Source organism: Thermotoga sp. RQ7 (genome assembly GCF_000832145.1).
Taxonomy (GTDB): domain Bacteria; phylum Thermotogota; class Thermotogae; order Thermotogales; family Thermotogaceae; genus Thermotoga; species Thermotoga neapolitana.
The window spans coordinates 1,544,257-1,564,218 of sequence record NZ_CP007633.1 but is presented as its reverse complement, the minus strand read 5'-3'; the positions used below and the strand labels follow the sequence as shown (position 1 = coordinate 1,564,218).

Sequence of the window (19,962 nt, the reverse complement as noted above, 5' to 3'; positions counted from 1 at the left end):
TCACCTCTCACTTTAAGGTGATACCCCACATGCTCACGAGGTACTTTCGAATGAAGAATATGAACACCATTGCAGGGATCGCCATGATCGTTCCCGCAGCGAACTTGAAGTAATCGGGTGATGCCATGGCGGTGTTGAGGATGTGTGCGGGAAGCGTTCTGTTCGTCAGTGTCAGAATCGAAGAGGCAAAGACTTCGTTCCAAGACATGATAAAGGCAAATATGGCAGAAGCGGCGAGCCCAGGAAGTGCAAGGGGAAGTGTGATTCTCAAAAAAGCCTGGAACCTGCTCAATCCGAAGACCATCCCCGCCTCCTCGTATTCAACAGAGATCCCGGAAAACACACTGGAGGTGATGAGAACAACAAAGGGCAGTATCATCGAAGCGTGTGCCAGTGCCACACCGAGTGTGGTGTCTGCAAGATTCAGTCTCATGTAAAGAACCACAAGAGGAACTGCGACCACGATGAGGGGAATCGATCTTGTCATGAGCATGGAGAGCCTGATGGCATTCTTTCCCGGAAAGACATACCTTGTGAGGGCGTATCCAGCGGGAAGCCCAAGAAGAAACGAAATTCCTATCGAAACGAGGGCCACCTGGATACTGGTCAGCGTTGCCTTACCACCTCCCAGTGTGACGAAGAGTTTGTAGAGATGATCAAGGGTGAGACTGCTCGGGAATATCCTGTGCGGATCGTAGTAATCCGACGAAGGTGTGAGTGATGCAAGGACGATGAAGAACACCGGAGTCAAAAACCACAGAGATACGATCACAGATAGAAAGACGATGAAAAATCTTCTCATCATCGCGCCCCCTCCAGATGTTTTGCCCTGAGGAACGTTATGTAGAACCAGCTGACGATGATCGTAACGAGGGCGATCACCAGTGCATAAGCGCTGGCCATCTTCGGGTCGTTCATGAAGGTGTACCAGTAGTAGGTTTCACCAGCCAGAACCGGGATGTCCCTTCCCGCAAGAAGCCACACGACACCGAATATCTGAAACGCAAAGAGGGTCCTCAGAAGAAGTGCCGACATGATGGATGGCTTCAAAAGCGGAAGTATGATCTTTGTGAACTTCTTCCATCTGGAAAAACCGAACAGATCGGCAGCTTCCAGGTATTCCCTGTTTATCGACTGAAGACCAGCAAGGATGATGATGAAAACAAGCGGTGTTGCTCTCCAGATTTCTGTGAGGGCTATCACCCAGAATTCTCTGGCCTTGAACATGTACCCAAAGAAATAAAGAGGCCTTTCTATCAGGTTCAGACTCATGAGGATCTTGTTCAAATATCCGTTGGGTGAAAATATCGTGTAACTCATGAGGGCCGCTGTGACGTCACTCAGGGCAAGTGGAATCGCTATGAAGTACAGGATCATCGTGTAACCTCTGAACTTCCAGTTCACAAAGAGAGCAAGTCCCAGGGCAAGAATGAGCTGGGCTGGAACGATCACCGCTGTGAGAAGTAGTGTGTTCTTCATGGCGTTCCAGAACTCTCCACTCTCCATGAGACGCTTGAAGTTTCCGAAAAACCCCTCGTTGCTTGTAAAAGCGAGTCTGAACGTTTCAAAGAGAGGATATCCCATCAAAACAACAAGGTAAAGAACTGCAGGGAGTATCAGAAGAAAGGGAATCCATTTTCCTCTCATAACACACCCCCAGAAAAGGGGTGGGGGGACCCACCCCGGGTTCTCAGAAGAGACTTGCGTCCGGTTCCGGAAGTTCCGCTCCGGTTTCTTTGAACATCTGCCTGATTCGCTCACCGAGTTCTTTCACTACCTTCGCTGGATCTTCACCCTGGAAGACGATTCGCGTGAACGCCATTCTGTAAGTTTCGGTGAACTCTCCGCTCTTTGGTCCCAGACTCGGTATGAAGGACACCACAGAATCCTTCGTGGCAGACTGGTTTATCACACCTTCAGCCAGGACCTTGAGAGCGCCTTCCGGCACGGCACCAACCGCTTCCTGGACGACGGGGAAGAACCCCACGTTCTTGAGGATCTCAACCTGCATTTCCGGAGAGGTGAGGTAGTCTATCACCTTCGCCGGTTCTTCGAAATCTGCTCCCTTTGGAATGGCAAGTCCCACAAGAACGATGATGTATCCTCTTCCCATCGGTCCCCTGGGAACGGGAACGACAACGAAAGCGTCTGGTTTTTCAACGATGGCAGGCTTGAGTCTTGCCGTGTGGTCCCAGGCGATCCACACCTCTTCTCTCAAAAGAGGATCTGCCATACCGTCCCAGGTGGAACTTGCAGGGTGAACGTATTTGAAGAGTTCTTTCAGGTAGTTCCACATCTCAACGGCTCTCACACTGTCGAATTTCAGAGCCTGGGCTCCCGTGAAGGAAGGATAGATGTAACCATGGAGGAATCTGTGCCAGAGACCCTTCGGTCCGATCGGGAAACCAAGAAGAGGTTGACCCGTTTTCTCGTAGATGTTCTTTGCCCACTCAAGCAGAGCTTCATAGGTCCATTTTTCCGTTCCTTTGATCACATCATCTCTGGACAGTCCGCGAGGCAGATAGTCAAACGCCTTCTTGTTGATAGCCATAACGTACGTTGCCTGAAGCCAGGGAACGAAGATCTTTTCGCCGTTGACGTAAGCGAACTTTTCGAGGGTTTCAATGAAGGTCTTCCCTTCGAATTTGAGGTCTTTGAGATCACTCAGAAGTCCTTCAGATGCCATTATGTAGAGATTTCCCTGAAGATCTGCTACAAGATTCAACGTGGTCCTTCCTGCCCTGATTTCTGCCTGGAGTCTGCTGAAAAGCTGTGGATATTCGAAGTTGAGAAATTCCACGTCGATGCCCGATGACTTCGAAAATTCTGCCAGTTTGTTCAGCATGAACTCCCTCTCTGCCGCCGGTGTCATCTGTGTGGAAGCGAAGTTCACCTTACCAAAAACGACACCGACAACTGCCAGAATCACCATGAAAAGCAACCACTTTCTCACCATGAACACCCCCTTGAAAAAGTTTTTCGTATATCATAACTAAAAAGAAAATTTTCTACATATGGATGATAACAAAAAATTACCTCCTCTGTCAAGTGGTGGTAACATTAACAACGTGGTGAGATTCGATGGGGTGGGATCATGAGAGTTTGCAGAGTGTGTGGACAAACTTTTGAAGAGATCTGTGAATCTATAGGAGTCTGCGTAAATTGCTTGAGAAAGGGAAATCTGGAATTTGCAAGAAACTCACACAGAAAATGGAGAGAGGAGATAGGTCTTCCATCCGATGCTGCAGAACATGAAAAGGGCCTGAAGTGTCCTCTCTGTGTTAATGCATGTGCCATACCAGAAGGTGAGGTGGGATTCTGCGGAGTTCTCAGAAACGAAGGAAACAGACTCATCTACATCACCGGCTCTCACAGAAAGGCTCTCCTTCACTGGTACTACGATCCTCATCCCACAAACTGCGTCGCCTTGCCTGTGTGCCCGGAAAAGGATCACAGAGGCTTCTACAATCTTGCCGTTTTCTTTGCAGGGTGCAACCTGGACTGTCTCTTCTGCCAAAACATAGATCACAAGTACATGGTGAAAGATGGGAGAATCTCCGAAGGAAAAGTAGTGGACCTCGATGAACTGATAGAAGTTGCCATGAATCCCCGCGTGTCCTGTGTGTGCTTTTTTGGAGGAGATCCCACACCGTGGAGCATTTTTGCACTGGAATTCGCAAGAAAGTTGAAGAAAAAGAGAAGAATCTGCTGGGAAACAAACGGACTTGCTCATCCCAGGATCATGGAGAACATGGCAAAAATCAGCCTTGAAACAGGAGGCACAGTGAAGATAGACTGGAAGGCCTTTTCACCCACAGTTTATGAGGCACTGACAGGAGTTGATGGCAGAAAGGCTGTTTCGAGAATAAAGGAGAACGTTCGTCTGGTCGCATCCATGGGCAAAGGAAGAGAGATGCCCCTTCTTGTCGTCAGCGTCCTTGTGATACCGCACTACATCGATGAAGAAGAAATAGAGGGAATCGCAGAATATGTTTCATCGGTGGATCCAGATATTCCCTTCGTGCTTCTGGCTTTTGCACCTCAGCATCTGATGAGTGACCTTTCCACCACCAGGAAACAGCATATGGAGAGGGTAAAGCAGAAGGCCATTGAAAAAGGCTTGAAAAGGGTGTTCGTAGAGAACGTCTGGCTGTTGAGTTGATCTTTTCATCTAACTTCCCACATCTCCACAAGATCAGGAGGAATCCTGTCGATGAAGTTCTCTCCACTTCTCATGATGAATCTGTTTCCGCGATAGGGATACGAAGCACCCGTGACCTGGTAGGAGATGTAAAGTTGCTCTTTGGCTCTCGTTATGGCCACGTAGAAGATCCTCTCTTCCTCGTCAAGGTTTCCCTCCGAGATCGCAAAATAGTTTGGAAAGTCTCCCGGATTCACGGATATGACAAAGACTACTCTCCACTCGAGACCCTTTGCCTGATGGACCGTGGTGAGGGTAACCTTTCCCTCCTTCTGAAAGGCTTCTCTCTGTATCTCAACGTCCTCCGTCACGGCAAGGTCCGTCAGGAAATTTTCCAGATCTGTGTAACGGGAGGCTATTTCGACCAGTCTCTCTATGTCCATCTCTCTTTCACGGAAGTCAGGATACCGCGCTTCAAGGTATTCGGAGTAGAAGGAAGTGAGAACGTATTCTATCATCTCTCCCGGAAGTTCCATCTTTTTGAGATGATCAAGAATTTCCATGAATCTCGCGTATTCACCGGAGAAGTTCACCTTTTTCAGTTCTTCGAAGGGATCGAGTCCCTCCTCCACGTACACACTCGCAAGGTCTGCGATCTTGGATGCTGTCCTGTCTCCGATACCGTAAAAGAGCTTTGCAGCCCTCAACCAGGCGGATTTGTCCCTGGGATTCTGAACTATCCTCAAGAAGGAGAGAACGTCCTTCACGTGTGCGCTTTCGGTGAACCTCGGCCCCGAAAGAACCCTGAAGTCTATCCTGCTTCTTGCCAGTTCCATCTGAAGTTCCAGAGAATGTGAGTGTGATCTGTAGAGAACCGCTATTTCTTCGGGTTTGAATCCCTCTTCGAAGAGCTCCAGGATTCGCTGAGACACAAAACGTGCCTCTTCGTATCTGTCCCAGGTCTTGACCACAACGGGTTTCATACCGTCTTTTCTCACAGGCTTCAGAACCTTCGGAACGGCCCTGGTTGGAAGCATCGCATTTATGAACTTCACGATGCTTTCTGTACTTCTGTAATTCGTCTGGATCTTGAAGATCTTTGTGCCCGGAACCTTTATGAAGTCTTCCACGTTTTCGTATCTTGCTCCACGGAAAGAGTAGATGCTCTGCGCATCATCCCCCACCGCCAGAACGTTTCCGTGTCTGGAAGACAGGTGCTCGATCATCCTGTACTGGACGTAGTTTGTATCCTGAAACTCATCCACCAGAACCCACAGAAACCTCTCTGCTTCTCTGTCCCGTATCTCTCTGTGCTCTTCGAAGAGTCTGTAAACGAAAAAAAGAAGATCCTCGTAATCCACCACGTTTTGAGAGCGTTTTTCCTGTTCGTAGAGGTCAAAGATCTCAGCGATCTCTTCCTTGAAATCCAGAAATTTTGGGTTTTTCACAATGATGCTTTCTCTCAGAGATTTGAGCGTGTTTCTCATGTAGGAGTATATGGACATCAAAACAGAAGGCTGAGGAAAGTTTTTTCTTTCTTCCCTTCCCTTTCTTTCCAGAAATTTGCTTCTTGCGTGTCTCATCAGGCTTTCTGAGTCTTCTCTGTCCAGGATGGAATAGTTCCTGTCCAGTCCAACGTACGGTGCGTACTTTCTCAAGAAGTAATTGCACACGTGATGAAACGTTCCGGCGAGCATTTCTGAAAGCTCTCTTCCCGTCACCATCTTTGCCCTCTCCACCATCTCTCTTGCGGCGGCTCTTGTGAACGTGACAAGAAGGATTCTGGAGGGATCCACACCGTTAGCAAGAAGGTAGGCTATCTTGTAGGTGATGACACGGGTTTTTCCAGATCCCGGTCCCGCTATTACAATACACCTTCCTTCTGATTCAACAACCGCTCTTCTCTGTTCTTCATCGAGATCTTCCAGGAATGAAAGGTCCGTCTTCTTCGGTTTTATCCTGTACTCTTTCATCACTTCACCTCACCAGAGATGGAGCCGGGCCGGAAAAAGATGGGCTATGAGCATACCAAGACCAAAACCAGCGAGCGCTTCAAGGAAACTGTGCCCAAGATCCTTCTTCACCGCAGGTCTCAAAACGATGGCATCCATGAATATGATCACAAGGAATATGGAAGCGATCGACGTGTAGGGGGAGTCGAACCCCGTGCTTCGAGCGAGCGACCACGCAAGTCCGGACACGGTGGCAACATGTCCACTGGGCATGCCTCCGTAACTTTTCAGCATCTTAACGTCTCTTTTGATCAGAAACTTTATGAACTGTGCCACCAGGAATGAAACAACTGCCGTTGTGAACGGCGTGCTTCGAAATATCTTCCAGACATCAAGCACGGAATAGGAAATGGATCACATCCCCCTCTCTTACAACGTAATCTTTTCCGTGGGCTTCCACAGCACCGGCTTCACGCGCTTTTTTGAAAGAGCCGTATTCGAGGTATCTCTCGAAGGGGATGACTTCTGCCTTTATGAACCCCTTCTGTATGTCTGAGTGAATGAGTCCGGCAGCTTCGTAAGCGGTGGCTCCTCTCTTTATGGTCCAGCTTCTTGCCTCGTTCTGTGTTGCGGTGAGAAACCTCACAAGATCGAGCAGTTTCAGGATTTTCTCGAAAAACTCTTTCTTCTTGTTACCCGGAAGGTTGTACTCTGCCCTGAAAAGTTCTGCCTCATCCTCCGGGAGTGACTTGAGTTCTTCCTCGAGCTTTACATTTATTATAATGTATTCTTCTTCTCTATCCTTAATTGCATCTTCTATTAACTTTTTCTTCTCTTCGTCCAGTTCATCGACGTTGAAGACGAAGATCTGGGGCTTGTCGGTGAGAAGAAAAAGGGAACGTATCACGTTTTCTTCGAACTCGTCACGTCTTGGAAACTTCGATGCCCTGTTTCCCTGAGAGAGAAACTCCTGGAGAGCCTCCAGGAGTTCCACTTCTCTTTTTGCATCTCTGTCACCTGTTCGTGCAACCTTTACTCTTTTTTCCAGGCGCTTCTGGATGGTCTCAAGATCCTTCAGTATGAGTTCGGTCTCAACTATCTCTATGTCTCTTTTTGGGTCCACACTCTGATAGGGGTGGGAGGCTGTTTTGCTTTCGAACACCCGCACCACATGTGCTATGACATCCACCTTGCTTATGTGATCGAGAAACTGGTTTCCAAGCCCTTCACCTTTACTTGCCCCTTTCACAAGGCCCGCTATGTCCACGATCTCCACGAACGGGTGGACCACTTTTTTTGATCCTTCGTTTTTTGCAAGAATCTTCACCCTCTCATCTGGCACAACGAGAACTCCCACGTTTGGCTCTATCGTACAGAACGGGAAACTCTCCGCAGGTACATCGTTATCGGTCAGAAAGTTGAAGAAAGAGGATTTTCCAGCGTTCGGAAGGCCTACTATTCCCACCCTCTCCAAGTTATCACCTCAGTATTCCTCTTCCTCATCGTAAAAGTCCTCATCTTCCTCCTCATAGAAGTCTTCTTCGTTGAAAAGGTCGAATTCCTCTTCTTCCTCTTCTTCAAATTCCTCTTCGTATTCTTCCTCCACTTTCTGCTCAGTACCTGTCTGATGGATGGAAAGAGGCTTTCTTGGATCGAGCATACCATCGAACACCTTTCTCTCTTTGCCGTTGACGATAATGTACCCTTCTGCCTTGGCGGGTTTCCCATAGGAGGTGATCACCATCATGACGAGATCATCATCCACATCGTAACCGGGCTCTGACTCGATCACAAGGGCATCATCGTAGTAGAGGTTGTTGTTCACCTCTTTAGCGCGCTTTTGGATCCTGCTACTGTTGAGAATCTCCTGTGCAGACGCCTCATCGATGTGCACCCTCAAGATGTACCTGAAATCCACGATCTTCACTCCCCTGCGAAAATTTTTTTACGCTCTTCGAATTATACAGTAGGAGTATTAAAAGTCAAGGGGAATGGTTGTTAAACGATTGTCCAGTTTGATACCCTATGCTATAATACCAGAGGAAGCGGGGAGTAGCTCAGACGGCCAGAGCGCCAGAATCGGGATCTGGAGGTCGCGGGTTCAAGTCCCGCCTCCCCGACCAGAAACGGGAGCCTTGCTCCCGTTTTTCTGTTTTTTTCAAAGAGTTTACCTGCCATGTAATTTCCATTCATGATGCGAGTATAGAATCTTCAAAAAGGGCGGGGAGGCGAGCGTGTGTACTACGAGGGCAAGACGAAAATTGTTAAGATCGTTGAAAACCACGCCCTCATCGAGTTCAAAGACGATATAACGGCCGGTGATGGACTGAAACACGATGTGATGACCAACAAGGGCTCCATCTGTGCAGAAACGACAGCGATCCTCATGGATTATCTCTCCAAGAAAGGTATCAGAACCCACCTCATCGAGTACGTCCCTCCACGAACCCTCAAAGCCGTTCTCCTCAAAATGTTTCCGCTAGAAGTTGTTGTGAGGCTGAAGAAGGCAGGCTCTTTTGTGAGAAGGTATGGAGGAGTTGAAGGTGAAGACCTGCCGTTTCCTCTTGTGGAATTCTTCATAAAAGACGACGAAAGACACGACCCGATGGTGTGTGTAGATCATCTGGAGATACTGAAAATTGCAACGAAAGATCAGGCAGAAAAGATGAAAGAAACGGCCGTGAAGGCCACACTCGCCCTGAAGGAGTTCTTCGAGAAAGGTGGCTTTGAACTCTGGGACATAAAGTACGAGTTCGGGCTCGACAAAAACGGTGAAGTCGTTCTGGGGGACGAGATCTCTCCCGATACCTTCAGGCTGAGAAAAAAGGGTGAGATCTTCGATAAAGATGTGTACAGAAGAGACCTTGGTGATCCCATGAAAAAGTACAGGGAGGTGCTTGAACTTTGCCGATCTTTAAGTTTGCAGTAGACGTTCAGTACAGAAGCAACATCAGGGATCCACGTGGAGAGACGATCGAGCGCGTGTTGAGAGAAGAGAAAAACCTGCCCGTGAAGAGGCTGAGACTTGGAAAATCCATCCACCTGGAAGTGGAGGCAGAAGACAGAGAAAAGGCGTACGAAATCGTGAAGAGAGCCTGCGAAGAACTCCTGGTAAACCCCGTAGTGGAAGAGTATGAGGTGAGGGAGCTGTGAAACCGAAAGCGTGTGTGGTGGTTTACCCGGGATCCAACTGCGACAGAGACGCTCACTATGCCCTCGAGATAAACGGATTCGAACCCAGGTTCGTGGGACTGGATGACAGGCTCGACGATTACGAATTGATCATTCTTCCCGGAGGCTTTTCCTATGGAGACTACCTGCGTCCCGGTGCTGTGGCTGCAAGAGAAAAGATCGCCTCCGAAATCAGGAAAGCGGCAGAAAAAGGAAAACTGATAATGGGAATCTGCAACGGTTTTCAGATCCTCATAGAGATGGGACTTCTCAAGGGGGCGCTTCTTCAAAACTCCTCGGGAAAGTTCATCTGCAAGTGGGTTGATCTCACCGTTGAAGACACGAACTCTCCCTTCACAAACGCCTTCACTCCTGGCGAAAGAATCAGGATTCCAATTGCCCACGGGTTTGGAAGGTACGTGAAGATAGACGAGGTGAACGTGGCTCTGAGATACGTTGAAAACGTGAACGGATCCGATGAGAGAATCGCAGGAATCTTCAACGAAGAGAAAAACATCTTCGGACTCATGCCCCATCCCGAAAGGGCCGTCGAGAACCTCCTCGGTGGCGAAGACGGCAGAAAGGTTTTTCAGTCCATCCTCAACTACTTGAAGAGGTGATGAAGTTGAGATATCTGGACATCCTGAAGAGGGAGCTTGGAAGGGAACCTACCTTCGTCGAGCTTCAGGCGTTCTCTGTCATGTGGAGTGAACACTGCGGATACTCCCACACGAAGAAGTACATAAAAAAGCTTCCAAAAACGGGCTTTGAAGGAAATGCGGGTGTTGTGAATCTCGACGACTACTATTCGATCGCCTTCAAAATAGAGAGCCACAACCACCCGAGTGCGATCGAACCTTACAACGGAGCGGCAACGGGTGTTGGGGGCATCATCAGGGATGTGCTCGCAATGGGTGCACGTCCCACAGCGATCTTCGACTCACTGCACATGGCACGGATCATAGACGGTATCATCGAGGGAATAGCCGACTACGGAAATTCAATAGGGGTCCCAACGGTCGGAGGAGAACTCAGGATATCATCTCTGTACGAACACAATCCACTCGTCAACGTGCTCGCAGCGGGTGTCGTGAGAAACGATATGCTGGTCGATTCAAAAGCAACCAGACCGGGACAGGTCATCGTCGTTTTCGGTGGGGCAACGGGAAGAGACGGAATACACGGGGCGTCTTTTGCCTCGGAAGACCTCACGGGAGAAAAAGCAACGAAGCTTTCGATACAGGTTGGAGACCCATTCGCTGAAAAGATGCTCATAGAAGCATTTTTAAAGATGGTGGAAGAGGGCCTCGTAGAGGGAGCACAGGACCTTGGAGCAGGTGGTGTGCTGTCTGCCACGTCCGAACTCGTGGCAAAGGGCGGTCTTGGAGCGATCGTACACCTTGACCGTGTACCGCTGAGGGAACCCGATATGGAACCCTGGGAGATCCTCATAAGCGAAAGTCAGGAGAGAATGGCGGTGGTCACCTCTCCTGAAAAGGCAGTTCGCATACTGGAGATCGCAAAAGAACACCTTCTCTTCGGCGGTGTCGTCGCTGAAGTGATCAAAGATCCCATTTACAGGGTACTCTACAAGGATCAGTTAGTGATGGAGGTACCCGTTCAACTTCTTGCGAACGCACCGGAAGAGGAGATCGTAGAGTACAAACCTGGAGAGATCCCAAAGTTCGATACGCTGAAATTCGAGGAAGTGAACGCCAGAGAGGTCTTCGAACAGTACGATCACATGGTGGGAACAGACACCGTTCTTCCTCCAGGATTTGGAGCTGCGGTCATGAGAATAAAGGGAAACAGTGGATACTCCCTCGTCACACACAGCAGGGCAGACCTGGCCATTCAGGACACCTACTGGGGTACCTTCATAGCCGTTCTGGAGAGCGTGAGAAAGACTCTTGCAGTTGGTGCCACTCCCCTTGCCATAACGAACTGTGTGAACTACGGAGATCCCGATGTCGATCCAGCTGGGCTCTCTGCGATGATGACGGCTCTGAAAGATGCCTGTGAATTTTCCGGTGTGCCCGTGGCCTCTGGAAACGCCTCACTCTACAACACGTACAGGGGAAAACCCATACCCCCCACACTAGTTGTGGGAATGCTCGGAAGGGTGGATCCACAGAAGGTGGTAAAACCAGGGCCCTCAAGAGTTTTCGCAGTTGGCTGGCCGGATTTCGAACTGGAAAGGGAGAAAGAACTCTGGAAGGTCATAAAGAAACTCGCAGACGAGGGATCTTTCATCCTTGCCTCATCTCACCTTCTGACGAAAACGCACGTGGAAAGTTTCAAAGAGTTCGGACTGAAGATCGATTTGAAACTTCTAAAGGTAGAACCTGCACATCAGATGATCCTGGTGTTCTCCGAAAAAACTCCCGCTGTGAGTGTTCCTGTGAGGGAGATAGGTACCGTTTCGAGGTGACCTGAAATGTGCGGAATCGCAGGGGTCTGGAACGTGAAAGACGCCTTCTCAGTGCTTCACGATGTCCTCCTTGGTCTTCAACACAGAGGGCAGGAAAGTGCAGGTGTGGTCGTCGACGGTTTCAAAACGATAAAGGGAAAAGGCCTTGTGGACACCGTTCTCACAGAGGACAGATGGGAAGATGCGGAAAAAGGAATAGGACACGTGAGATATTCGACGGCTGGCTCTCTTGAAGACATCCAACCCATCGTTGCTTTCACACGAAAGGGAAGGATCGCGGTTGCCCACAACGGGAATATACCGAACGGAGAAAAATGGATAGATATGCTTCAGGAAAAAGGTGCCGTTTTCCAGAGCACCCTTGATACTGAAATCTTCCTTCATCTCATATCGATGAGTGAGGGTGATATAAAAACTTCCATCGTCAAGGCACTGAAAAAGATTCCTCTTGCGTACTCCCTTTTGATCCTCCACGAAGAATTCCTCGCAGCAGCAAGGGATCCTTACGGCATCCGTCCTCTGTTCTATGGAAGATACGGAGAAGGTGTGGTGGTGGCATCTGAGGATGCTGCGCTGAAGGCCATAGGAGTGGAGGATGTGGAGGAGATCCCTCCTGGAACCGCTGTGTTCTTCACAAACGAAGGTGAAGAAAGAGTGAAATTCAACAGTAAAGAAGGGAGATTCTGCTCGTTCGAGTTCATCTACTTTGCAAGACCAGACAGTCACTTCCTCGGTCAGAGTGTTCATATTGCACGTTACAGAATGGGTGAAGAACTCTTCAGAGAAAACCCGATAGAGGCCGATGTTGTTGTTCCTGTGCTCGATTCTGGACTCTCCGGAGCCATGGGATTTTCTTCCGCTTCCGGCATTCCTCTGGACATCGGACTGATGAGGAATCGATACGTGGGAAGAAGTTTCATAATGCCCGTGGACAGAGAAAAGATAGTGAAGAAAAAATTGGTTCCAATAGAAGACGTGGTGCGCGGAAAGAGGGTTGTGGTCATAGACGACTCGATCGTCAGGGGAACCACGATGGGAATCATCGTGAAGATACTGAGGGAGGCCGGGGCAAGGGAGGTTCACGTGGGGATCCATTCCCCGCCCGTTCGTTTCCCGTGTTACTACGGCATCGATACGGCCCGCAAGAAGGAACTCGTCGCAGGAGAGCGGGATGTGGAGGAAGTCAAGAAGATCGTCAACGCAGATTCTCTTTTCTACCTGTCACTCGAAGGTTTGAAGAGAGCCATCGGGAGGAATGAACTGTGTGTGGCGTGCTTCAGCGGGGAGTACTTCCACGACTAGTGGTGCTTGCATCGGGAAACGGAAGCAACTTCGAAGCGATCGTGAAAGCCTCACGAGACGGAGTCCTGAAAGCAGAAATTCAGGAACTTCTGGTGGACAGAGAGTGCTTTGCCATCGAGCGGGCAAGGAAACTGAAAGTACGCTGGAAAAAACTGGAAAAACCCTGGCAGGAGTCTTTGAGTGAAAGACTCGAAGAACTCAAGCCGGATCTGATCGTTCTTGCCGGCTTTATGAGAATTCTTCCACCAGAGATAGTGAAGAGGTGGCAGTGGAAGATACTGAACATCCACCCATCGCTTCTTCCTGCCTTTCCTGGAACGCATGCCATAGAGAAGGCCTACGAATACGGTGTGAAGGTCACGGGAATCACCATCCACTTCGTCGACGAGGGTGTGGACACCGGCCCCATCATCTTCCAGAAAGCCCTGGAGATAAAAAAGGACTGGTCACTGGAGAAACTCGAGGAAGAGATACACAGGATAGAACATCGCTATTACCCGATCGTTGTACAGAAAGTTCTCGAAGGAAAGTGGAGGATAGAAGGAAGGAGGGTTATCCTTGAAGAGGATATTGGTTAGTCTGTACGAGAAAGAAAAGTACCTGGACGTGTTGAAGAAACTCCATGAGGAAGGATGGGAGATCTGGGCAAGTTCTGGGACGGCGAAGTTTTTGAAAGAAAACGGCGTAGAGGCAAACGACGTGAGCACCATCACGGGCTTTGAAAACCTCCTCGGCGGGCTGGTGAAAACGCTGCATCCGGAAATATTCGCGGGGATCCTGGGACCAGAGCCAAGGTGGGATGTGGTCTTCGTGGACCTCTATCCACCTCCTGATATCGACATAGGCGGTGTGGCTCTTCTTCGTGCGGCGGCAAAAAACTGGAGGAAGGTAAAACCCGCTTTTGACATGGAAACCCTGAAACTTGCCATCGAAAAGGACGATGAGGAAACAAGGAAGTATCTTGCCGGAATGACCTTCGCGTTCACCAGCGCATACGATTCCGTGAGGGCAAACCAGTTCATCGAAGGAGTGTCCCTTTCTTTCAGAAGAGAAGATCTTCAGTTGAGATATGGAGAAAATCCGCATGAAAGGGCCTTCGTGTACGGAAAGCCTGCCTTTGAAATTCTCCACGAAGGAAAGACCATCTCGTTCAACAACATCCTGGACGCGGAGAATGCATGGTTCGTGGCAAAAAATCTGCCAAAAACGGGGGCAGTCGTTGTGAAACACCAGTCCCCCTGTGGAGCTGCGATCGGTGAAGACAGGGTGGAGGTTGTGAAGAAAGCCATAGAAGCAGACGACGAGTCGAGCTTTGGTGGTATCCTCGCTGTGAACTTCGAGATGGACGACGAGGTGGCATCATCCCTGAAGAAGTACCTCGAGGTGATCGTTGCCCCATCCTTCACGAAAGAGGCCGTCGAGATACTGTCGAAGAAAAAGGTGAGACTTCTCAAACCCGAAGATTACACCCCTACGGCCGGAAAGATGGCCTTCGGTGCCCTCGTTCTGAGTGAAAGAAAATATCCGGATGGAGATTTCGAACTCGTCGTGGGAGAACCCCTTTCTGAGAAGGAACTCGAAGACCTGGATTTCGCCTACAGGGTAGTGGAAGGAGTAAAATCGAACGCCGTTCTCATAGTCAAAGACGGTGTGACTGTAGGAATAGGAAGCGGGCAGCCTTCCAGGAAGAGAGCCGCCTGGATCGCCACGGTGATGGCAAAAGAGAAAGCAAAAGGAGCAATAGCGGCTTCCGATGCCTTCTTCCCATTCCCCGACTCGCTGGAGATACTCGCTCAGGCTGGGGTGAAGGCCGTTGTCGCGCCCCTCGGATCCATAAGGGACGAAGAAGTTCTCTCAAAGGCCAAAGAACTCGGGCTCACCTTCTACAAAGCCCCCAGCAGGGTCTTCAGACACTGAGAGGTGAGACGTATGAGGGTACACATCCTTGGATCAGGTGGAAGAGAACACGCCATAGGATGGGCATTCTCCCAGCAGGGTTATGAGGTTCACTTTTATCCGGGAAACGCCGGAACAAAAAGAGATGGAACAAACCACCCCTACGAAGGAGAAAAGACGATAAAGGGAATATCAGATGAAGACGTCATCATACCGGGCTCTGAAGAATACCTTGTAGAAGGTGTTGCGAACTGGAAATCGAACGTTTTCGGTCCAATAAAGGAAGTTGCAAGGCTTGAGGGTTCCAAGGTCTTCGCCAAGCGTTTCATGAAAAAGTACGGTATAAGAACCGCTCGCTTCGAAGTGGCAGAAACCCCGGAGGAATTGAAGGAAAAGATAAAGAAATTTTCCCCTCCGTACGTGATAAAGGCAGACGGTCTGGCACGCGGTAAGGGTGTCCTGATCCTTGACTCGGAAGAAGAGGCAATCGAGAAGGGATCAAAACTCATCACGGGAGAGCTCATAAAAGGTGTCAAAGGACCCGTGGTGATCGATGAATACCTGGAGGGAGACGAACTTTCCGCCATGGCGATCGTCAACGGAAGAGATTTCGTGATACTTCCCTTCGTCAGAGATTACAAGCGGCTGCTGGACAACGACAGAGGACCCAACACGGGTGGTATGGGGTCATGGGGTCCCGTGAGCGTATCGCAGGAGACGGTCTCGAAGATAGAGGAACTCTTCGATAAGACGCTCTGGGGAGTGGAAAAAGAAGGTTATACCTACCGGGGTTTTCTGTATCTCGGCCTGATGTTGCACGACGGTGATCCCTACATCCTTGAATACAACGTAAGACTGGGAGATCCTGAAACAGAAGTGATCGTGGTTCTGAATCCTGAAGCTTTCGTTAACGCCGTTCTGGAAGGCTACAGAGGTGGTAGAATGGAAGCGATCAGACCAAACGGATTCGCCGTGGACGTGGTTCTGGCATCGAAGGGCTACCCGGACAACCCTGAAAAAGGAAAGGAAATCACACTTCCAGAAGACGGTCTCATCTTCTTTGCTGGAGTTGCGGAGAAAGACGGGAAACTGGTAACAGCAGGTGGAAGGGTGCTTCACTGCATGGGATCTGGTGCAACCAGAGAGGAGGCAAGAAAAAAAGCCTATGAACTCGCTGAAAGGGTACAATTCGAAGGAAAGATGTACAGGAGGGATATCGCCTCGTGAAGTACACTTACCGGGATGCCGGAGTTGACGTCGAAAGAGGAGAGAACTTTTCCAGAAAGATAAAGAGTGTGGTGAAACTGCCAGAGTGGTTGATGAAGGAACCAACGGGGTACGCTGCTGTGCTGAAAATCGCAGAACCTCCGATCGCTGTCACGGCAGACGGCATCGGAACAAAGCTCATCCTTCACAGAAGGTATGGAACCTGGCGATACGCCGCCGAAGATCTCGTCGGAATGAACTACAACGATCTGGTCTGTGTTGGGGCAAGACCCGTTGCCTTCCTCGACTACCTCGGTGTGGAAAGGATATCCGAAGAACACGAGCAGTTTATAACAGAACTCGTGGACGTTCTTGAAAACGTGGGTGTCAAACTGGTCGGTGGAGAAACCGCGGAGATGCCAGACGTCTATCGTGGAGACTGGGACGCCGTGGGATTCGCCGTTGGTGTTCTGGAAAGGAAGATCCCGGTTGATACGATAAGGGAAGGAGACATCATCGTCGGAATTCCCTCTTCTGGTTTTCACTCGAACGGCTGGTCACTCATAAGGAGGATACTGAAAGAGGAAAAGATAGAGCCTGAAAGCCTGGATTTCGACCTTCTGAAAGGAACGCGAATATACAGAGAGGTCGTCGATGTGTTCGATCGGGTCAAGGGGATCGCGCACGTAACCGGTGGAGGTATCATCAGAGCCCTGAAGAGAGTGCTTGGAAACCTTGGGGCACACGTTTCTCTTCCGGGAAGGGATTTCATCGACTGGATCCTGAAGTACGTTGAATTCGAAGAAGCCATCAACACCTTCAACATGGGAATCGGCATGTTTTTGATCGTGGAGAAGGAAAACGTAGAGTACGTTCTCGGCAAAGTGAACGGTGTTGTGGCTGGCAGGGTCGATACCGACTGGAGGATAGAGTACGGAGGTGGGGGGGATAGGTGTGTTTGAGGACATCGTAAGGGGTTTTCAGGAATTGATCAGGGACACGAAACTTGCTGTGGTGAGCGTGCTGGCGCTCGTTCTGGGGTTCGTCGCAGAGGTTCTCTACCTTTTCGCTGGAAAGTACGATTTCCTGGATCTTGACTTCTTCGCCATAAAGCTCTTCGAAGAAACAATACTGGCCGTTCTGATTGGAAGTATCCTCGTACAGCGAAAGAAAGAGAGCTTTCTCAGTCTCCTCGTGTTCAGCGCGTTCTACGGAATGGCGATGGGAATCGGCTTTTCTCTCTTTGTTCTTCCGGCCTTTGTAGTTTTCATGTTTCTGTTCTTCGTCCCGATTCTTTCTGCAAGAGTTGATTCCGCCTCAGCCGTTCTGACAAAAAGTTACAGGCTGGTTTTCAAAAGCCAGAAAACGGTGGAAGTGTTCCTTGCAGCAGCAGTCGTGTTCGTCGTGTGGTTCATACCCTTTGCTGGTTCCATCGCATCGAACTTTCTGAGAACGGTGTTTGTCTACGCCCTCTTTCACTCTCTGGAGGGGATGAAAGATGAAACAGCTCAGGGTAACACTGGCTCAGCTCAATCCGACTCTCGGTGATTTTGAGGGAAATTTGAAAAAGGCGATAGAGGCCCTCAAAACAGCGGAAGAAAGGGGCAGTGACCTTCTCATCTTTCCGGAACTCTTCCTGCCCGGATATCCTCCGGAGGATCTCATGCTGAGGCTCTCTTTCCTGAGGGAAAACAGGCGGTACCTTCTGGAACTTGCCTCGCACACGAAAAGCTGTGAAGTGACCGTTCTTGTGGGATTCATCGATAGCGACGAAGACGCGTACAACGCCGCGGCCGTCCTGAAGAGGGGAGAGGTACTTGGAGTCTACAGAAAGATGTTCCTTCCAAACTACGGTGTTTTCGACGAAAGAAGGTACTTCAAGCCAGGAGAAGGACTCCTTGTTTTGAAGATGGACGACGTCAAGATTGGCGTCACCATCTGTGAAGACATCTGGAATCCGGTAGAGCCGAGTGCATCCCTGTCCCTCGGAGAAGGGGTACATCTCGTGGCGAACCTCTCTGCCTCGCCTTACCACGTGGGAAAACCACGCTTGAGAAAAGAATATCTCTCGATGAAGGCGTACGACTACCACACGGCGATAGCCTACTGCAACATGGTGGGAGGGCAGGATGAACTCGTTTTCGACGGAGGAAGCATCGTCGTCGACGCGTCCGGAGAGGTGATCAGTTACGGAAAACTTTTCGAAGAGGAAATCATCACGGTGGACCTTGATCTCGATGAAAATCTGAGAGTTTCCCTTCTCGACCCAAGAAGAAGGTACATGAGGTCCCAGAACTACCCTGTGAAGATCGTCGATGTGGGAGGACTTCGCAGAAAGTCTTCACACTTCGATCCACTGATCCATCCGATACCGAAGAGAGAAGAGGAGATGTTCAGAGCACTGGTCACAGGTGTGAGGGATTATGTCAGGAAAAACGGATTCGAAAAGGTCGTGATCGGTCTCAGCGGAGGGATGGACTCTTCTCTTGTTGCGGTCATAGCAACGGAAGCCCTGGGAAAAGAGAACGTGAAAGGTGTTCTCATGCCGTCCATGTACACCTCAAAATCGAGCCTTGAGGACGCTCAAAAACTCGCAGAGAACCTCGGAATAGAGACGTTCATCATACCCATCACCGATGTTTTCAGGTCGTACCTCGATGCCCTGAAGGAAGTTTTTGCCGGCAAAGAGCCGGATATAACGGAGGAGAACATCCAGGCAAGAATAAGAGGAAACTACCTGATGGCACTCTCGAACAAGTTCGGCTGGCTCGTTCTCACCACAGGAAACAAGAGTGAGATGGCAACAGGGTACGCCACACTCTACGGAGATATGGCAGGCGGTTTTGCAGTCATAAAGGACGTTTACAAGACGGACGTGTACAGGATAGGGCGATGGTACAACGAGTGGAAGGGAAGGGAAATAATCCCGGAGAACGTCTTCGTGAAGCCCCCTTCCGCCGAACTCAGGCCAGGACAGACGGATCAGGAGAAACTTCCACCTTACGAAATCCTTGACGAGATACTGAAACTTTACATAGAAGAGGGGTTGGATCCTGAAGAGATCGCCCTCAAGGGATTCGACAAGAAGATGGTGGTGGAAGTGACCGAGATGGTACGAAAGAACGAGTACAAAAGAAAGCAGGCCGCCATCGGAACGAAGATCTCAACCAGGGCCTTCGGGAAGGACTGGAGGATGCCCATAACGAACAGGTTCAGAGAACCTCTCTGAGAACCCTCAGGATATCTTCCGGTTTCACCAGTTGTATCGCACCCGCTTCAAGAAGCGCCTGAGCATCGTTCAGAGAGTGAACCACTCCGTAGACTTTCTCTATTCCCGCTCCGAGAGCGGCCTCTACACCGCTCTTTGAGTCTTCAAAAACGATCACCTCTTTCGGATCCACGTTCAGCTTTTCCAGGGTGACCAGATAGATTTCTGGATCTGGTTTTCCCCTCTTCACCTGGTCGCCGAACACCATCACATCGAAGAAATCTTTCAGTTTGAGCTTTTCCAACCTTTCGATTGCCTCTTTCTGCGGAGTGGAAGTTGCAAGGGCGAGTTTCAGGCCCTTTTTCTTCACAAACTCCAGGGCTTTCCTCACTCCCGGGTTTTCCTTCAAAAGTTCGGAAAAGACCCGTCTTTTCTCCTCATGAACCTTTTTTCTGAAGTTTTCCAGAGAGTCATCTATATCAAGAAGTTCCATCAGAATGGGAAGACCTTCCCTCTCCGGAACTCCCATTATCTTTCTATGAATCTCCTCGGTGTAGGGTTTTCCGTAACTTTCAGCGACTCTCCTGTAGGCTTCGAAGTAGAGCGGTTCTGTGTCCATCAAAACTCCATCCATGTCGAAAATCACCGCTTCCAT

At 49.7% G+C, this 19,962-nt stretch carries 20 protein-coding genes and 1 tRNA gene; 13 read left to right on the top strand and 8 right to left on the bottom strand.

Features of this window, described 5'->3' with window-relative positions:
• Positions 1-7: 7 nt before the first annotated feature.
• Genes TRQ7_RS08050 through TRQ7_RS08040 form a run of 3 tightly spaced genes read right to left on the bottom strand, consistent with a single transcriptional unit; the run spans position 8 to position 2,953 of the window.
• A complete protein-coding gene (locus TRQ7_RS08050; protein WP_015919809.1) occupies positions 8-805 on the bottom strand; it encodes a carbohydrate ABC transporter permease in 798 nt (265 codons plus the stop codon).
• On the bottom strand, positions 802-1,647 hold the full coding sequence (locus TRQ7_RS08045; RefSeq protein ID WP_015919808.1) for a sugar ABC transporter permease: 846 nt from the start codon (positions 1,645-1,647) through the stop codon (positions 802-804). The genes TRQ7_RS08050 and TRQ7_RS08045 overlap by 4 nt, the downstream gene beginning before the upstream one ends.
• A 43-nt stretch (positions 1,648-1,690) precedes the next feature.
• Positions 1,691-2,953, bottom strand: a complete 1,263-nt coding sequence (locus TRQ7_RS08040; protein ID WP_038067779.1) for an ABC transporter substrate-binding protein — start codon at positions 2,951-2,953, stop codon at positions 1,691-1,693.
• 141 nt (positions 2,954-3,094) lie between these two features.
• Here TRQ7_RS08040 and TRQ7_RS08035 point away from each other — a divergent pair, with 141 nt between their 5' ends.
• Entirely contained in the window at positions 3,095-4,162 is a 1,068-nt protein-coding gene (locus TRQ7_RS08035; protein ID WP_041844400.1) for a radical SAM protein, read from the top strand.
• 5 nt (positions 4,163-4,167) lie between these two features.
• Here the strand turns inward: TRQ7_RS08035 and TRQ7_RS08030 are convergent, their stop codons facing one another.
• From TRQ7_RS08030 to TRQ7_RS08015, 4 genes are read right to left on the bottom strand one after another with little or no spacing between them, the layout of a single operon-like run.
• On the bottom strand, positions 4,168-6,114 hold the full coding sequence (locus tag TRQ7_RS08030; RefSeq protein ID WP_041844399.1) for an ATP-dependent helicase: 1,947 nt from the start codon (positions 6,112-6,114) through the stop codon (positions 4,168-4,170).
• A 9-nt stretch (positions 6,115-6,123) separates the two neighbouring features.
• Positions 6,124-6,492, bottom strand: a complete 369-nt coding sequence (locus tag TRQ7_RS08025) for a divergent PAP2 family protein (protein WP_015919804.1) — start codon at positions 6,490-6,492, stop codon at positions 6,124-6,126.
• Entirely contained in the window at positions 6,485-7,567 is a 1,083-nt protein-coding gene (gene ychF, locus TRQ7_RS08020; protein ID WP_041844398.1) for a redox-regulated ATPase YchF, read from the bottom strand. The genes TRQ7_RS08025 and ychF overlap by 8 nt, the downstream gene beginning before the upstream one ends.
• 9 nt (positions 7,568-7,576) lie before the next feature.
• Positions 7,577-8,011, bottom strand: coding sequence for a hypothetical protein (locus TRQ7_RS08015; protein ID WP_041844397.1), 435 nt, complete (start codon positions 8,009-8,011; stop codon positions 7,577-7,579).
• Between the two features lie 128 nt (positions 8,012-8,139).
• On the opposite strand from TRQ7_RS08015, the gene TRQ7_RS08010 reads away from it, so the two are divergent.
• The 12 genes from TRQ7_RS08010 (at position 8,140) to TRQ7_RS07955 (ending at position 19,328) form a co-directional block, all read left to right on the top strand.
• Positions 8,140-8,216: transfer RNA gene (locus tag TRQ7_RS08010), tRNA-Pro, on the top strand.
• Between the two features lie 113 nt (positions 8,217-8,329).
• A complete protein-coding gene (locus TRQ7_RS08005; protein WP_041844396.1) occupies positions 8,330-9,022 on the top strand; it encodes a phosphoribosylaminoimidazolesuccinocarboxamide synthase in 693 nt (230 codons plus the stop codon).
• The gene (gene purS / locus TRQ7_RS08000; protein WP_015919800.1) at positions 8,998-9,246 is read left to right on the top strand and encodes a phosphoribosylformylglycinamidine synthase subunit PurS; all 249 of its coding nucleotides are present in this window, start codon (positions 8,998-9,000) and stop codon (positions 9,244-9,246) included. Before TRQ7_RS08005 ends, purS begins: the two co-directional genes overlap by 25 nt.
• On the top strand, positions 9,243-9,884 hold the full coding sequence (gene purQ, locus TRQ7_RS07995; RefSeq protein WP_041844395.1) for a phosphoribosylformylglycinamidine synthase subunit PurQ: 642 nt from the start codon (positions 9,243-9,245) through the stop codon (positions 9,882-9,884). Before purS ends, purQ begins: the two co-directional genes overlap by 4 nt.
• Positions 9,884-11,695 (top strand): phosphoribosylformylglycinamidine synthase subunit PurL, encoded by a 1,812-nt coding sequence (gene purL, locus TRQ7_RS07990; RefSeq protein ID WP_144399129.1) that lies wholly within the window; start codon positions 9,884-9,886, stop codon positions 11,693-11,695. The genes purQ and purL overlap by 1 nt, the downstream gene beginning before the upstream one ends.
• 6 nt (positions 11,696-11,701) lie before the next feature.
• Positions 11,702-12,997 carry an amidophosphoribosyltransferase gene (purF, locus tag TRQ7_RS07985; RefSeq protein WP_041844393.1) on the top strand — a complete coding sequence of 432 codons (1,296 nt, stop codon included), beginning with the start codon at positions 11,702-11,704 and terminating at the stop codon, positions 12,995-12,997.
• On the top strand, positions 12,958-13,575 hold the full coding sequence (gene purN, locus TRQ7_RS07980) for a phosphoribosylglycinamide formyltransferase (RefSeq protein WP_041844392.1): 618 nt from the start codon (positions 12,958-12,960) through the stop codon (positions 13,573-13,575). The genes purF and purN overlap by 40 nt, the downstream gene beginning before the upstream one ends.
• Positions 13,556-14,914, top strand: coding sequence for a bifunctional phosphoribosylaminoimidazolecarboxamide formyltransferase/inosine monophosphate cyclohydrolase (locus TRQ7_RS07975; RefSeq protein WP_041844391.1), 1,359 nt, complete (start codon positions 13,556-13,558; stop codon positions 14,912-14,914). Before purN ends, TRQ7_RS07975 begins: the two co-directional genes overlap by 20 nt.
• Before the next feature lie 12 nt (positions 14,915-14,926).
• Positions 14,927-16,120, top strand: a complete 1,194-nt coding sequence (purD, locus tag TRQ7_RS07970) for a phosphoribosylamine--glycine ligase (protein ID WP_041844390.1) — start codon at positions 14,927-14,929, stop codon at positions 16,118-16,120.
• The gene (gene purM / locus TRQ7_RS07965; RefSeq protein WP_041844389.1) at positions 16,117-17,061 is read left to right on the top strand and encodes a phosphoribosylformylglycinamidine cyclo-ligase; all 945 of its coding nucleotides are present in this window, start codon (positions 16,117-16,119) and stop codon (positions 17,059-17,061) included. Before purD ends, purM begins: the two co-directional genes overlap by 4 nt.
• Complete coding sequence (locus tag TRQ7_RS07960) at positions 17,054-17,647, top strand: hypothetical protein (RefSeq protein ID WP_041844388.1); 594 nt, start codon at positions 17,054-17,056, stop codon at positions 17,645-17,647. Before purM ends, TRQ7_RS07960 begins: the two co-directional genes overlap by 8 nt.
• Complete coding sequence (locus TRQ7_RS07955; RefSeq protein WP_041844387.1) at positions 17,598-19,328, top strand: NAD+ synthase; 1,731 nt, start codon at positions 17,598-17,600, stop codon at positions 19,326-19,328. Before TRQ7_RS07960 ends, TRQ7_RS07955 begins: the two co-directional genes overlap by 50 nt.
• Here TRQ7_RS07955 and TRQ7_RS07950 read toward each other — a convergent pair.
• Positions 19,312-19,962 carry an HAD family phosphatase gene (locus TRQ7_RS07950; protein ID WP_038067763.1) on the bottom strand — a complete coding sequence of 217 codons (651 nt, stop codon included), beginning with the start codon at positions 19,960-19,962 and terminating at the stop codon, positions 19,312-19,314. The genes TRQ7_RS07955 and TRQ7_RS07950 overlap by 17 nt on opposite strands.

Coding starts and splice junctions, on each gene's coding strand:
- TRQ7_RS08030 (WP_041844399.1), bottom strand. CDS start 6,114: ATGAAAGAGTACAGGATAAAACCGAAGAAGACGGACCTTTCATTCCTG.
- TRQ7_RS08050 (WP_015919809.1), bottom strand. CDS start 805: ATGATGAGAAGATTTTTCATCGTCTTTCTATCTGTGATCGTATCTCTG.
- purF (WP_041844393.1), top strand. CDS start 11,702: ATGTGCGGAATCGCAGGGGTCTGGAACGTGAAAGACGCCTTCTCAGTG.
- TRQ7_RS08035 (WP_041844400.1), top strand. CDS start 3,095: ATGAGAGTTTGCAGAGTGTGTGGACAAACTTTTGAAGAGATCTGTGAA.
- TRQ7_RS07950 (WP_038067763.1), bottom strand. CDS start 19,962: ATGGAAGCGGTGATTTTCGACATGGATGGAGTTTTGATGGACACAGAA.
- purD (WP_041844390.1), top strand. CDS start 14,927: ATGAGGGTACACATCCTTGGATCAGGTGGAAGAGAACACGCCATAGGA.
- TRQ7_RS08045 (WP_015919808.1), bottom strand. CDS start 1,647: ATGAGAGGAAAATGGATTCCCTTTCTTCTGATACTCCCTGCAGTTCTT.
- TRQ7_RS07955 (WP_041844387.1), top strand. CDS start 17,598: ATGAAACAGCTCAGGGTAACACTGGCTCAGCTCAATCCGACTCTCGGT.
- purL (WP_144399129.1), top strand. CDS start 9,884: ATGAAGTTGAGATATCTGGACATCCTGAAGAGGGAGCTTGGAAGGGAA.